We start from the raw sequence: 15,260 nt of genomic DNA on the forward strand, positions 1-15,260 counted from the left end.
TTTATCCAAATAGTTAAATCATAGCTCCTGTGTAATAGAAGCCATGGCAATCATCAAGACGTACGTCAACGAATTCCCCAATAAGTGATTCATCACCAGGGAAATGAACCAGCGTATTGTTGGACATACGACCTGTAACGAGGCTTGAATCCTGCTCGTTAATCTCCTCCACAAGAACGCGGTGTGTCTGGCCTGTAAAGCGTGATGCACGCTCCTTGGCTGTCTCCTGAACCACCTTAAGAAGTCTGTCGAAGTTAGGCTTACTTACAGACTCCGGTACCTGCTCCCAGCCTGCAGCAGGTGTACCTGTTCTCTTTGAGTAAATAAATGTAAAGGCATTATCAAAAGCGGCTTTTCTAACAACATCAATGGTATCGTCAACGTCGCTGTCAGTCTCTCCGGGGAATCCAACAATAATATCCGTTGTGATGGATACGTCCGGGATTGCAGCCTTTATCTTATCAACAAGCGCAAGGAAGCTCTCCTTTGTATAATGTCTGTTCATCTTCTTTAAGATTTCATCTGAGCCGGACTGCAAAGGAAGATGGATATGTCTTGCAACCTTCTCATTTTCAGCAATAACCTTAATAAGATCATCTGAAAGATCCTTGGGATGAGAAGTCATAAAGCGGACTCTCTCGATTCCATCAACCTTACATACTTCAGCAAGGAGCTCTGCAAAGGTAAGCTGGTCTCCCTCAGGAAGTCCCTTACCATAGGAGTTTACGTTCTGACCAAGAAGCATGATCTCCTTAACTCCGTCAGCTGCAAGGTATTCAATCTCACGAATGATGTCCCTGGGGCTCCTTGAGCGCTCACGTCCACGAACATAGGGCACGATACAGTATGTGCAGAAATTGTTGCAGCCAAACATGATATTGATTCCGGACTTGAATTTATATTTTCTAAGAACGGGAAGATCCTCAACGATCTGGTCTGTATCCTTCCAGATATCGATTATCATCCTGTCTGATTCAAACATTGTGTTAAGAAGCTCTGCAAACTTGAAGATATTATGTGTTCCGAAGATCAGATCAACATGTCTGTAGCTCTTCTGAATCTTCTCGATAACACCCTGCTCCTGCATCATGCAGCCGCAAAGAGCAATCTTCATCCAGGGCTTTTTCTTCTTTATTCCGCCCACATAGCCAAGTCTTCCGAAAACACGCTGATCAGCGTTATCTCTTACAGTACAGGTGTTGTAGATAACAAAATCCGCATCCTCGTTTTCAACCTCTTCAAAGCCAACCTTCTTAAGAACACCAAGAAGCTTCTCTGAGTCGCGGGCATTCATCTGACATCCAAAGGTTACAACGCAGGCTGTGGGCTTTCTTCCAAGCTCCTTCTCAAGGTCAGCTACGTGCTGCTTTACCTTCTCCATATATTCAAACTGGCGTAGTGTCTCCTTGCTGGCATTTTCTACGGGCTTATCATGTAAAAGTGTATTGTTGTTTTTTACTTCATTACTCAAATCTCAAAATCTCCATATGTGCCGCAGATTCCAAGAATAATATCTACGGTCTTTCTCATTTCACTAACTACTGCAAATTCATATCTACCGTGGTAATTGTAACCGCCGGTGCAAAGGTTCGGACATGGAAGTCCCTTGTAGGAAAGCATAGCTCCGTCAGTGCCACCTCTTATCGGAACATCAACCGCTGTGATTCCAAGCTCCTCCATAACCTTCTTGGCATTATCTACAAGATGCATGTGAGGACGGATTTTCTCGATCATGTTGTAGTAGGAATCCTCCATTGTGAGCTCTACAGTGCCTTCACCATATTTCTTGTTAAGGAAATCTACGATGCTTTTAACCATTTCCTTCTTAACGGTGAACTTTTCCATGTCATGATCACGTACAATGTAGTAAACTACTGCCTTTTCACAGGTTCCCTTCATCATTGTAAGATGGAAGAAGCCCTCTCTGCCCTCTGTATACATGGGATTCTGAGACACAGGAAGCATTGACTGGAACTCATAGGCAATAAGAGTCGCATTCAGCATTCTGTTCTTGGCATCACCGGGGTGAACGCTTCTTCCGTTAATAATGAGTTCAACCTCAGCAGCGTTAAAGTTCTCATACTCAAGAGTACCAAGATCACCGCCATCAACTGTATAAGCAAACTGCGCACCGAAGCGCTCAATATCAAAGTGATCTGTACCCTCACCAATCTCCTCATCGGGAGTAAATGCTATTTTGATCTCGCCATGCTTGATATCAGGATTCTTAAGGAAAATCTCTGTCATAGTCATGATCTCAGCAATTCCGGCCTTATCATCAGCGCCAAGAAGTGTCTGGCCATCAGTTACGATTAGGTCCTCTCCGACCTTCTCATTAAGAACAGGGAAATCCTTAGGAGAAAGGACATATTTTCCATCACCTGAAAGCTTAATGTCTTCTCCGTCATATTTTTCTACGATTCTTGCTTTAACGTCCTTACCGCTAACAGCATCAGATGTATCCATGTGGGATATAAAGCCGATAACAGGTGTATTCTTTGATCCATCATTAGTTGCAGGAATTGTTGCGTATACATAGCAATGCTCCTGATCATAATACACATCAGAAGCACCCATTTCAGTAAGCTCCTTATATAAGAGCTTAGCCAGATCATGTTGTCCCGGAGTAGATGGACTTGTATTTGTCTGCTCATTGGACTGAGTATCTATTTTGGTATATCTGATAAATCTCTCTATGAGATCCTCAGGCTTATTCTTTACCTCTTCGCTTAATATTTTCAACGTGTTCTATCCTCCAGTTCTCTCTTCCAGCGGCCTTTATCCTTGCCTTTAAGGAAGATTTCTTTTATGTATTTAAATGTGGCTGCTTCGCCCTGTTCGCCAAGCATATTGAGAAAGAATTCAAGCTTATTTAAGGTGTCCGGATGGACAAGATTTTTGAGTATATGCTTTTCTCTCTCGTAATATCTTTGTGAATCCCAGGAGTTGTATTTATCGCCCCTGTAGGTCATGCAGGCAGCAACTCTGTCCGCTATCATCTCAGCCACATATCTGTCCGGCATGGGACATGGCACAACGCCGTTGTTCTCAGTGCCGTTGATCTTATAAAAATCTATCCAATATTCAAAATGATGCTTATTTCTTCCTTTGTGATGAAGCCATGTTCTTGAATATCCAAAGAGCTCTCTTTCTCGTGTATTCGGTGAGCGTGTGCCCTGATAATATCTGGCACCGTTCCAGAATTCAGAGGGTGAATACTTCGAAAGATCATGGGTAAGTCCCTGATAAAAAAGCCCCATTTTAAAACAGTGCTTCCTCACAAGGCGCCTGTGCTTCGTAATGGTCTTAAAATGAAGCAAGGTGCTCTTAAGAGTTATCTTGTCGTTATTTTCCATGTCTGTTTCACTTTGTCATCTTTTTTGTAGTCTTCTTAACCGGTTTGCCGATTCCGATAAGGATCTTTACGGATCTCTCACTACATTCAATCTTGGTCTGGTCCTTGATCGAACTCATTTTGAAATTATCGGAAGGCTCCTCTGTGTCATTAAGCACCTGCCAGGTCATTCCCTCAGGGAGCTTGGGAAGTGCGAAGGTCACAGGATTCCAATGCATGTTATAGGCAATATAGAAGAAGTCCTGCTCCTTATCTGCCTTCTCATAGAGACCGCAGTACAGCATACCTATACTGTGACTGTAGTTTGAAAGGTCAGGTCTCCAGGCCTCGATTCCGTGATAAGAAAGGTCAGGATATCCGCAGGCCTTATAGTCCATAAGCTTAAATGCCTTGGATTCATGCAGTATCTTATACTTAAATCTGAGTGCCACAAGGAATTTAAGATAAGCGGTTATTCCGGGATTACAGCCCTTTTCAGCCTGACTCCAGTCCACCCAACCGGTGGCGTTATCCTGACAGTAGGGATTGTTATTACCATCCTGGGAATTACCGAATTCATCTCCTCCGAATATCATGGGTGTTCCCTGTGAAAACATGAGCATTGTAAGCGCATTTCTTATTTGCTTTGCTCTGAGATTAAGGATAGCCGCTCTTCTGGTTCTACCCTCCATACCGCAGTTCCAGCTCAGGTTGTTATCAGTACCGTCACTGTTATTTTCGCCGTTTGTCTCATTTCTCTTATGCTCATAGGACACAAGATCCGCAAGGCGGAAGCCCTCATAATCGCATAGATAGTTAACTGTGCCGGCATTCTCTGAATTCTCAAGCATTGCTCTTATGAAGTCTCCAAGTGAATTGTCATCACCCTTTAAGAATCTTCTGGAAGCATACATGAAATCAGGCTTAAACTCGGCAAGTGTGCGTACATCGGCCTTTTTACCACCATAAATGCGTCCGTAATCAAAGCCGTAATACCATATTTTGATATCTGATAATGCAGGGTCCTGGGCAACCATGGCGGGAGCAAGGTAGCTTCCCTTCATGTGCACGCCATCTATGTGATAATTGAAAACCCAATGCCTTATTGCAGCGCATACCAGATCTTCCTTGGCGTTCTCTTCAAAGAAAAACTGCATAATAACTTCTATTCCGTTCTTATGCATCTCCTTGACCATATCCTTGAACTCAAGGTCAGCATTCTGGGAATCCATGGCATAAGCAGTTCTGGGAGCAAAGTAAAAGCCCTCTTTATAGCCCCAGAAATTAATCTTCTGTCTTACGGAGCCGCTGTTTTTGATAGCACCGTTTTCGCTATACATAACCTTGCCACTGGTACCGCCGGAATGCTTAAAGGAACCTTCAGGCATATTACCGCCGTTGTTGGCATTACCCTTTTTAGGAACCTCGAGAACATTCATCTCATAAGCGGGCATAAGCTCAACTGCAGTTACGCCAAGGCTTTTAAGATAAGAAATTTTCTCGATTAATCCCTTGTAGGTTCCTCTCTTTTTAAGTTCGATTCCACTTGAAGGGCTTTTGGTATATCCCCTTACGTGGAGTGTGTATACAAATGAATCCTCATACTTTGTTCTGGGGAATTTGTCCTGTCCCCAGTCATAGTCACTTTCATCAAGTCTGCAGCGGCAATCCTCTGGCTTTACGAGCTTACCCCATTTATCATAGCCTTCTACATAAATGGCATAAGGATCAGCAAATAATGTGCCGTTCTCATAAAGCATATAGCCAGTATATTCATCGGTATCTCCGGTAATAAGTGCGCAGAATACCTTGCCATAACGGAATTCCTCTGAGAAGGTAACAAGGGTTCCTTCCCTGTCATTCTTCTTATAGAGCTTTATTCCGCAGTTTTTCCTTGACTGGAAGGTTGCACAGACGCGGATTCCTTTTGATGTTCTTTTTACTCCCATTGGATAAGGCCGGGAGGCTGCCAATTTCAGTATATTTTTCATGAGTCTTCCTTTTTTTAGATATACGACACAATATTATAACACATTCGATTTTTTATTTCATACGAAATAAAAGAAGCAGTATGGAATTTTTCCATACTGCCTCGTATAGTTAAAAACAATCTCTGCCTGGTCTTTTCAGTCTTCCGGATCAGCGTCAATCAGTTCATCAAACTCTATATCGTCAAGATACTCATCAAAAGCATCTGCAACTGCCTCGTACTCATCATCATCTTCGATATAGCCAAGCTGAGGCTCTTCATCCTTAGACTTCTGAATGAACTCATAGAACCAGACATTACCATCATTATTCTGGCCATGCTCATCAAGAGGTAATAATACGATATAATCCTTCTCCTGAACTGTAAGTACTATCAGAACGGCACAGGTTACGTTTCTTCCGTCATCGAGCTCGATGTCGACTGTAATCTGCTCGTCATTCTGAATCTTGGTATTCATCTCTGTAGCGATCTCTGAAAAGATCATAAGCACCTCCGTTTAGACTGTGAAGTCAATCTTATGACCAAATCCCTTAACAGGAGTAGCCTCGATCTGGCTCCAGTCTACATTTTGAATTTTTTCTAATAGTTCTTCTGCCGAATCAGCGTAAACTGTAGTGGTTTTCTCATAAGGAGGCTCTTTCTTTCCGTAAGGATTAGTCCCGTGTCCGTCACGGAGTCTCTCTAAAGCTTCCTCCCGCTCTTTATGCTTCTTGGCCTTTTCTTCCTCAGCCTTAGCAGCTTCCTTATCTTCAGCAACCTGCTTCTGATATTTTTCGTTCTGCTCCTTTATCTTTGCAAAGAACTTAACTGCACCCTCTGCATCGATATTGATCCCGATGGATTCAACCTCCTGACCGGATTCTTCAAGCTGTTCCTTGATCTCGTCAAGCTTACCGGTGGATTCCTCGATTATACCCATGTATTTGTTCTTGGTCTCCTCGTCGGCAGCCATCTTTTCAAGGGTCTCAGGATCGATCAGAACACTGTATTCCTTAGTGCCTCTGGACATAATATCCTGAGCTTCCTCATCTGAAGAATAGTTTGACACAAAAAAGTCCATATTTCCATACTTTTCTTTGAGTTCGTCCAAAAGTTTTTTTGCACCCTCAGATAACTCAAGGCCTTCCTGGATATGACTCTCGGAAACCTGCTTGTTTTTCTGCATACCAATGGAAGCTTCCGACTTTTTCATGTTGTCAACTTTTTCGGGATCGCGTTTTTTAGGTTGATAAGCACTTAACTGGCTCGCAATATTGGAACCAATGCCATTTACCATATTCATATGAAACCCTCCTTTGTTTTTAGAACCCGTGACCTCCGTGTCACTTAGATGGATATACTACTCCAATATTTTTATCGGACGGTTTACGTTAGTACTTTATAGTTATATAAAAATATTTTTTGTACAAAAATCATTTCATTCTAAAGTAGTTGTCTATCTTTAGATGAAGTGAGTTTCTGTCAACTGTTTTAAGAATGTAATCCGCAGGCTTAAGCGCAAGCACTCTTACGATGCTGGCCTTATCGCCCTTGGCTGTAAGGAACATTACAGGAATATCCTTAATACTCATATCGCTCTTGAACATCTCAAGAACCTTGGGCCCCGGTGTTACAGGCATCTCATAATCAAGAAGGATAAGATCAGCCTTGTTCTTTGCAAGCCAGGTGATCGCCTGTATTCCGGAATTAGCCATTGAAACCTTGTAGTCGTCCTTTAGCCAGTCTCTGATGGTTCTCATATAGGTGACATCATCATCAACTATGAGAATGCTCTTTTTATTAGTCTCCATCATCACGTCCATGAAGAATTTATCCATGGTCTCGATGAAGGCATCCATCTGGAGAGGTCTCTCAAAGAAGCTGTGGACATGGGACTCAGGAAGATACGTAAGCGCCTCCTCGTACTCAAGAGGATTACTTATGAAAATTACCTGCCTGTGGGTCTCAAGGCACAGATCCTTAAGATAGATCAGGGATTTTGGTACGATTTCATCAAGATAATAGATGAAAACATTAGCAGATTCCTGATTCTTCTGCAGATCCTCAACCTTATCTGAAGAGAAGGTTGCCTCAATTCCGACGCCCTGCAACTTCATGATAAGTCCCTTTACCATAAAGGTTTCATTTGAACTTATGATAGTAACTTTCTTAGCCATAGTTTTCTCCGAATCCTATCTCTCATCTATAAGCTTCTTCATGTCTTCCCAGTTAAGCCCGGTTAAGAGTCTTTCCATTTCCTTGAAAATCTTGTCATCCTTTTCCGGCAGCTTATAATCCTTCATGGATTTTATGACCATATCGGCAAGATCAAAATCCATGGCATCTATAAATTCATTAAGAGATGCGTATGCGTCATTTAAAGCTGATTCATCAACAGGAGGCTTTTCTTCCTCTTCTTTTTCATTGGACATAAATGATAGCTTTTCTTTAAATGACCTGTAGGCTGTCAAAAGAGCATCCGTTTCGTTCTTTATCTTTTCAATATTGTTATTGTTTCCTGCTTCCTCAAGGTCCTTCGCATCCTGCCATAGCTGCAGGGCACCTATCAGGTTGGCTGAACTCTTTAGTGCGTGAACCTTTATTGTATAGTTCTTATAGTCCTCGTTGTTATAATAGTTCTCTATTTCATCAGCCTTTACATCAATTGATGTATAGAAAATTTCAAGGGCTGTCAGGTATCCATCCTCCGAGCCGCAAAGTGAAATACCCTTTTGTACATCAATTTCAGCGACACCCTCCAAAGCCTTTAGCGTATCGTTTCCTGCAGGCTCAGGTTCTGGTTCTGGAGCTCTCGCAGCCATAGGCGCTGCGGTTATAGGTCCCTGAATGCTGTTTTTATCTTCGGTTGGTAGCTTCAGGTCACCTCGCACGCTGTCAGGTAAGTACATGATAAGAACTGCTGTAAGCTGTTTAAAATCAACAGGTTTATCAAGGTAATTGGCAAATCCCGCTTCCAAACAAAGCTTTCCTTCGTCGGGATCATCCGGTGATACAAGGGCTATAACCGGAGTTGATTCATTTTTGTTTCCGTTACTTCCTCTTATCTTGTTCAGAGTCTCTATTCCGGTCATGGTCGGCATCAGATAATCCATAAGTATCAGCGCATACTCATTTGAGCGGACTGATTTCAAGCACTCTTTTCCGCCCTCAGCCTCCTCTGACTCAATGCCCAGATAACTAAGGAGTTTTTTTATAAAAAATCTATCCAGTTCGGAATCGTCAACTATCAAAACTTTTTCGTTCACTTTAACCTCCGAAACAATTTAGTCCATGTTCGCCCTGTGCATCAGTAGTCCAATTGCATCGTAAAGCTCTTTATCGTCGCTGTAGTTCTCTCGTAGCTCCTTTATATCAGCTACATTGTCAACAGCGTTAGTCGTGATCACCTGTTTTATTATTTTAACAGGCCTCTTTTTCACCTTCTCTTTTCCGCCGTCGGTATTGACCTTTTCTTCAGGCAGATACTTAATGAGCATCCTCTCTAAGTTATCACCGATAATGGGCTTTGAAAGATAATCCTGGAAGCCTGACTTTTGGTATACATCTCTTGCCCCCGCAAAGGCATTGGCCGTAAGTGCTATGCTCGGTGTATCCTTATTAGGATTATTCTCATCGCTCTTAAGTCTCCACAGGAGTTCCATTCCATCCATCTCAGGCATTCTGTGGTCAATTAGCATGATGTCGTATTTCTTTTCCATGGACATCTCAAGCGCTTCTTTACCGGATGCGGCTGTATCAATGTTTACCAGCGTATCCTTCAAAAGATTCCTTGCAACCACCAGGTTTACATCATTATCATCAACAATGAGAACATCAACATCCGGAGCTGTAAAGAGCTCCTTGTACTTCTTATCGCCCTGAATGATCTTTTCATAGGTGACCTTAAAGTCCCCTATAGGCTCCCAGCTTCTGGCCTTTTGTTTTACAACAAAGGAAAAGGTTGAGCCCTTTCCATATTCGCTCTTAACGTGTAGCTCAGAATTCATGAGCTGTAAGAATTTCTGTACGATGCTCATTCCAAGTCCTGAACCCTCTACATTTCTGTTTCTGGATCCTTCAAGTCTCTCAAAGGGAGCAAAGAGCTTTTGCATATCCTCCTCGCGGATACCAATACCAGTATCAGATACTGATACCTTAAGCCCGATTATTCCCTGAACATCAAGGTGTCCGCCGGAAATATAGTCCACGGCAAATCTTACTTCGCCATGCTCCGTATACTTTATTGCATTAGTAAGAATATTAAGTATTATCTGCTTAAGTCTTACATTATCTCCATATAGCAGATGCGGGGTCTGGCTGTTTACAACGACATTTAATTTAAGTCCTTTGTTTTTGGCTCTTTCATCGACCATATTGATGAGCTCCGAGATCATATCTGCAAGATCATAGTCGACGTTATAAAGCTCCATCTTTCCTGCTTCGATCTTTGAAAAATCAAGTACATCATTTACAAGAGCCAAAAGAGTGTTGCCCGCAGTTTTAATGCCATGAGTGTACTTTTTAAGATCCGGATCATCATATTCTCTGATGATCAGCTCGTTCATACCTAAAATGGCATTTATGGGAGTTCTTATCTCATGGGACATCTGGGATAAAAACTGTGTCTTTGCACCATTTGCCGCTATGGCATTAGCCTCTGCTTCTGCAGCTTTAGTTCCAAGATCCACGAGACTTGCTGCATTAAGTGCCTCTCTGATACGCAGGTTTACAAGAATGGTCGTACTGATTGCGGATACAAAAAGGCAGGAAATAACTGAAAAAACATCTCTGGAGGAATAAAAATTTTCCTTCCAGATAAAGCAAAGCACACAAAATACCGCAGCCAGCGAAAGATCGAAAATTATATATAGCTTCAGCCTGTCTATATAAATGATTGAAAACATTATGAGGAAAAACGGAAACAAGCCGGCATGCTGATTTTTGTAAGGAAGAATATCGATACTGATAAGTGCCAGATATAAAAGGCCATAAAAGAAAACGGACTCTGCCCGGCACATTTTCATCGATACAACTCTGTCCTTTAAATACTGGTTTGTAATAAAAAATACAACAATAAGTGTAAAAAGCGCATAGTATGTCTTATGAACGCGAAAGCCCTGAAGTAAAGCCCTTGCGATGATGAGCATTATGAGGAAGATGCCCACAAGAATAACAGACATCTTTCTCTGAACAGACATATTCATTTGAATTATGCTTTGTTCACAGATTTCGAAGTACTTATCTTCTTCTTTCTTGAACCGTTCAAGAGCCTCTCTAAGCATCGGCAAACATCTCCGTAAAATGCTTAATAATCAACATACTCCCACTTATAAAATTACTTTTTTTCATCATAACATTAGCGGTTTTCAATAACAATAATCTCAGTTATTAAAAAAATATAAGAAAAAAATGCCCTTGGAATTTATAATTTTCCAAGGGCATTCAAAGCATCATTTAGTTCTTAGGTGGCTCATCTTTTGTCACAGGTTTATCCTCTATAGACGACTTTCCATAGGTGGTAGGTCCCTGAGGAATCGGAGGTACGCTCTTACCCTGTGCAGTTCCCTGATTAGGCTTGTCGTTTGGACGAACAGGCGGCATACCACCGGGTACAGGTCCTGGCATAACAGGAGGTCTGTTGGCAAGTCTCTCCTTACTCTTTTTATTTGCAAATCTTACGATAGCAATGATGATGATAACAATGATTATCAGGATCGTAAGCACAGGCAAATGAGTGATTATAAGCAGTGCAAATTCCTTGAAGAAGGTTGCTACACCTTCACAGTTATCAAGGAAGCCATCCCTTGCTCTCTCCCAGAAGGAAGGATTCTTAACAGGCTCGGGTGTATATTCAATAACCTCTCGGACAGTTACTCTTAAGGTACTGTAGGTTATCTGATTATCATAGGTTCTTAGCTGTGACTCCATGGACTCAAGCTGATAGCGTACATCCGTGAGCTTATCCTGGATAGTCATGATATCTTCAATGGTTTCAGCTTTCTCCATAAGAGTAAGGAGCTGCTCTTCCTCAGCACGAAGTGCATTCCTGTGACTTTCAAGATCTGCGTAGGTTAAAGTTACATCAGTAACATTCATCTCCTGGGAAGTGATATTACTTACATCTGCAACCTCTGTCACAAAGCCTGAAAGCTTTTCCTCGGGAATCCTAAGAGTAAGATTAGCTGTGCGCTCTTCTGAATAGGAGCTCTTATCAGTACTAAAGCTTTCTACATAACCATCGAGTTCCTCAGTTCTCTTCTGAAGGAAATCAACAGTCTTGTCAAACTCCTTTGTTTCCGTGTTCATGCTCATATTTGTAATGAGCTTGCGCTTTTGCTTGGCTGATGACTTTTCTTCTGTTATCTCCTCAGCCTGGGTGCTGCTGTTAGTAGAGCCCTCATCATAGGCTTCTTCGTATTCAGCATCGTATACTCCGCCCTCCATGGCTGATTCTGTAGCGTAGCTTTCATCCATGCTTTTTGTAGCATAAGCCCCGTCGCTACTGCCGCAACCGGTAACTACCATCATATAGACCATAGCCCCGGTCAAAAGCCTTAAAACTTTTACGTATTTCCTTTTCATAGTTACCCTCCAACAAATATTTAAAGCTAGGATTATTCTATCAAAATACCGCACTATTTTCTATTATTTTATAGTTATTTAACATCTATACCGGCATCAAAAATATCCCGAACAGGCCTAAGGAACCCTGACATTCTCATGGGATTTTCCTTGGTGCCTTTGACGAAGCTAAGATAAAGTTCCTCCTTAGCCCTTGTCATAGCAACATAAAGCATGCGCCGCTCTTCTTCAATTTCCTCACTGGTTATGCTCTTCCTCGATGGTACGATGCCCTCGTTTAAGTCCGGAAGGAAAACAACCTTAAATTCAAGTCCCTTAGATGCGTGCATAGTCATTATCCTAACACCGCTTTTATTTACAATCTTAGTATTTCGCATCTTATCAAGAACTCTGGAGGTATCTTCCAGATACTCAATCAAATCCTCATAGGTTTTAAAGCCGGCGCAGAGCTTCTCGAATTCATCAAGCTCCTCCTTATGAATGGTCCACACCTTTTCATTTCCAATGAACTTTTCCTTAAGGTATTTATCGTAGCCAAGGTACCCTCTTATAAAGTGAACCGAGCCCTTTGGACTAAGCTTTGATAATAGCTTCATATCCCTGAAGAACTTCTGCACTGTAGTGGTCATTCTTAGCTTACCCTTTTTCTGGTAATACATTGTAAGGTCGCTTTCTTTTATTATCTCCCTGGAACAGCATTCTCTGCAGATATATCTTACAGGTTTATTCATGATTCGTATAAAGTCGCTTCGCTTCTGGCCTGCCTTGGCAAAGGCCATATAAGATAAAATATCCATTACAACAGGCTTCTCATGAAGTGCAACGATTTTCTCCTTGTAAAGACAAGGTACATTTGCATCGTTTAGTATTCTGGCAATACCAGTAGCTTCAGTGTTTGTCCTTACGATTATTGCTATGTCGGAGAGCTGCATATTCGTCTTCATGGAATTCAGCTTACGGATTATGCCTGTATATTGTTCACTTCTGTCTGTGAATGATGCACCTCTGAAAATCCCTGCATTTTGGCATTTGCCGGATTTAATGTCTTTTCTATACCTTATCTTGTTTTCGTCGATCACAAGCTTTGAAGCGTCCAATATGGCAGGGGCGCATCTGTAATTCGTATCAAGAATTATCCTTCTTGCGTCCTTAAAATACTCATCAAAGGTCAGCATTAATTTAGGATCAGATCCTCTAAAGCCATATATAGCCTGGTCATCATCGCCTACCACAAAAAGATTATTCTTTTCATTAAGAAGGAGCCTTACAACCTCAAACTGCATCTTATTTATATCCTGATATTCATCAATCTGAATGAACTTTAATCTATCCTGCCACTTCTTTCTTACGTCAGGTCTGTCTATCAGATAATCTCTGCACAGGAGCACCATATCATCAAAATCCATTAATGACTGCTCCTTTAAAATCTCGCAGTATTCAGAATAAATTTCAGGGAAGTCCTCGTAAAAGGGTACACCCTTATCACGGTTTTCTATTGGCTCACCCGTATTTTTAAGCCTTGATATCTCAGAGAGAATAAGCCTAATAGATTCATTGTCATAATCCTTCCCCTGCAGGATATGCGAAAGAATCCTGTACTTATCAGGCTCCTTTAAAATTGAATAATTTCTGTTGTCTAAAATATGATAAAAAATGGAATGGAATGTTCCGAAGAGAACCTCCGGATACATGGAATCAGTTTCTTTAATAAATCTCTGCTGCATTTCGATGGCAGCTGCCTTTGTAAAGGTTATCGTAAGGATCGATCCGGGACTAACTCCCTTCCGGATCAGATTAAGTATCCGCTGAATAATAACAAAGGTTTTACCGCTGCCTGGACCTGCTATAACACAAGCAGGTCCTTCAAAGTGCTCTATTGCACTTTTCTGAGCGGAATTACATTTTACATTCAGGTCAGGCCTCAAGCTTGGCAATAGACTCTTTTAATCTCCTAAGAGTCTCTTCCTTTCCAATAACTTCCATTGCTTCGGTTGCACCGCAGGGAGTCATGGCTTTACCTGAAACTGCTATACGAATCGGCCAGAGTACATAGCCGTTCTTGTATTCTTTCTCCTTGATGTATTCCTGGAGTCTTGCATAGAGGGCGTCATTGCTGTAGTCCTCCTGAGCTTCAAGAATAGGAAGAAGATCCTTCAATACTGCAAGGGATGAAGCCTCATCAGTCTTCATCTTCTTATGCTTGTAAATAGATACGTCGTAATCGGGCATCTCCTCGAAGAAGTCGATCATGTCCGGAATATCAGGCCATATCTCAATTCTTGTCTTGATCATAGCTGAGATCTTATGAAGATCAAGATCCTTCTTGATAACTTTCTTCATGTAGGGCTCTGCAAGCTTGTAGAACTCATCCTCATCCATCTTCTTGAGATATTCGCCGTTCATCCAGCGAAGCTTTGTATAATCAAAGACTGCAGGAGACTTACTGATTCTGTGATAATCAAACTTCTCAATAAGCTCGTTCAGGCTCATGATCTCAGTATTGTCATCAGGTGACCATCCAAGAAGCGCCACAAAATTAACAATTGTCTCGGTAAGGAAGCCCTGCTCAACGAGATCCTCGAATGAAGAATGTCCGCTTCTCTTACTGAGCTTATGATGATCCTCATCTGTGATAAGAGGACAATGGATGTACTTCGGTACTTCCCATCCAAATGCATCATAAAGTCTGTTGTACTTAGGTGATGAAGAGATATACTCGTTACCTCTTACAACATGTGTGATTCCCATAAGGTGGTCATCAACAACGTTTGCAAAGTTGTATGTAGGATAGCCGTCAGACTTGATAAGAACCATGTCGTCAAGCTCTGCATTTTCAACTGTGATATCTCCGTAAAGCTCATCGTGGAAGGTTGTCTGACCCTCTGTAGGATTGTTCTGTCTTATTACATAAGGCATTCCCTCAGCGAGGTTCTTCTCAATCTCTTCCTTTGAGAGGTGGAGACAATGCTTGTCGTACTTGCTTACTTCCTTGCCATCGATAACCTGTACAAGTGTAGAAAGTCTCTCAGGTGTGCAGAAGCAATAATAAGCTTCACCCTTCTCAACAAGCTCCTTGGCATATTTAAGATAAAGTCCTTCCTTCTGTCTCTCACTCTGAACATAAGGGCCTACGCCTTTATCCTTATCAGGACCTTCGTCATGGATAAGTCCTGTTTTCTCAAGTGTTCTGTAAATGATCTCTGTAGCGCCTTCAACATAACGCTCCTGATCTGTATCCTCGATTCTGAGGATGAAATCACCGCCCTCATGCTTGGCAATAAGGAACTCATAAAGAGCTGTTCTGAGATTGCCAACATGCATTCTTCCCGTAGGGCTCGGTGCGTAACGGGTTCTGATCTTCTGTGCCATAACTCT

Annotated in this window: 12 protein-coding genes; all 12 read right to left on the minus strand. The window is 41.9% G+C overall.

All coding sequences use genetic code 11. The features are described from left to right. Positions 1 to 13: 13 nt before the first annotated feature. Positions 14 to 1,471, minus strand: coding sequence for a tRNA (N6-isopentenyl adenosine(37)-C2)-methylthiotransferase MiaB (miaB, locus tag G601_RS0115725; protein WP_026665925.1), 1,458 nt, complete (start codon positions 1,469 to 1,471; stop codon positions 14 to 16). Beyond that, a complete protein-coding gene (gene pepT / locus G601_RS0115730; protein ID WP_242834436.1) occupies positions 1,468 to 2,742 on the minus strand; it encodes a peptidase T in 1,275 nt (424 codons plus the stop codon). Before pepT ends, miaB begins: the two co-directional genes overlap by 4 nt. Then, positions 2,739 to 3,356, minus strand: coding sequence for a DUF5662 family protein (locus G601_RS0115735; protein WP_051205926.1), 618 nt, complete (start codon positions 3,354 to 3,356; stop codon positions 2,739 to 2,741). Before G601_RS0115735 ends, pepT begins: the two co-directional genes overlap by 4 nt. A gap of 7 nt (positions 3,357 to 3,363) precedes the next feature. Continuing rightward, positions 3,364 to 5,283, minus strand: a complete 1,920-nt coding sequence (locus G601_RS23680) for a hypothetical protein (protein ID WP_207638063.1) — start codon at positions 5,281 to 5,283, stop codon at positions 3,364 to 3,366. A 177-nt stretch (positions 5,284 to 5,460) separates the two neighbouring features. After that, positions 5,461 to 5,808, minus strand: a complete 348-nt coding sequence (locus G601_RS0115745) for a DUF1292 domain-containing protein (RefSeq protein ID WP_051200492.1) — start codon at positions 5,806 to 5,808, stop codon at positions 5,461 to 5,463. A gap of 12 nt (positions 5,809 to 5,820) precedes the next feature. Continuing rightward, positions 5,821 to 6,606, minus strand: a complete 786-nt coding sequence (locus G601_RS23685) for a DUF6033 family protein (protein ID WP_051205930.1) — start codon at positions 6,604 to 6,606, stop codon at positions 5,821 to 5,823. 130 nt (positions 6,607 to 6,736) lie between these two features. Next, positions 6,737 to 7,480: a response regulator gene (locus G601_RS0115755; RefSeq protein WP_026490718.1), complete on the minus strand. Its 744-nt coding sequence runs from the start codon at positions 7,478 to 7,480 to the stop codon at positions 6,737 to 6,739. A gap of 15 nt (positions 7,481 to 7,495) precedes the next feature. Then, the gene (locus G601_RS0115760; protein WP_026665928.1) at positions 7,496 to 8,569 is read right to left on the minus strand and encodes a response regulator; all 1,074 of its coding nucleotides are present in this window, start codon (positions 8,567 to 8,569) and stop codon (positions 7,496 to 7,498) included. Between the two features lie 18 nt (positions 8,570 to 8,587). Further along, positions 8,588 to 10,585 carry an ATP-binding protein gene (locus G601_RS25285; RefSeq protein WP_051205931.1) on the minus strand — a complete coding sequence of 666 codons (1,998 nt, stop codon included), beginning with the start codon at positions 10,583 to 10,585 and terminating at the stop codon, positions 8,588 to 8,590. A 172-nt stretch (positions 10,586 to 10,757) separates the two neighbouring features. Continuing rightward, complete coding sequence (locus tag G601_RS23695; RefSeq protein ID WP_051205932.1) at positions 10,758 to 11,885, minus strand: DUF4349 domain-containing protein; 1,128 nt, start codon at positions 11,883 to 11,885, stop codon at positions 10,758 to 10,760. 74 nt (positions 11,886 to 11,959) lie between these two features. Further along, positions 11,960 to 13,819, minus strand: a complete 1,860-nt coding sequence (locus tag G601_RS23700; protein ID WP_081673559.1) for an ATP-dependent helicase — start codon at positions 13,817 to 13,819, stop codon at positions 11,960 to 11,962. Then, on the minus strand, positions 13,800 to 15,254 hold the full coding sequence (gene gltX / locus G601_RS0115780; RefSeq protein ID WP_026665929.1) for a glutamate--tRNA ligase: 1,455 nt from the start codon (positions 15,252 to 15,254) through the stop codon (positions 13,800 to 13,802). The genes G601_RS23700 and gltX overlap by 20 nt, the downstream gene beginning before the upstream one ends. Positions 15,255 to 15,260 lie beyond the last annotated feature (6 nt).

Origin of the sequence: Butyrivibrio sp. FC2001, assembly GCF_000424125.1 — a bacterium.
Lineage (GTDB): Bacteria > Bacillota > Clostridia > Lachnospirales > Lachnospiraceae > Butyrivibrio.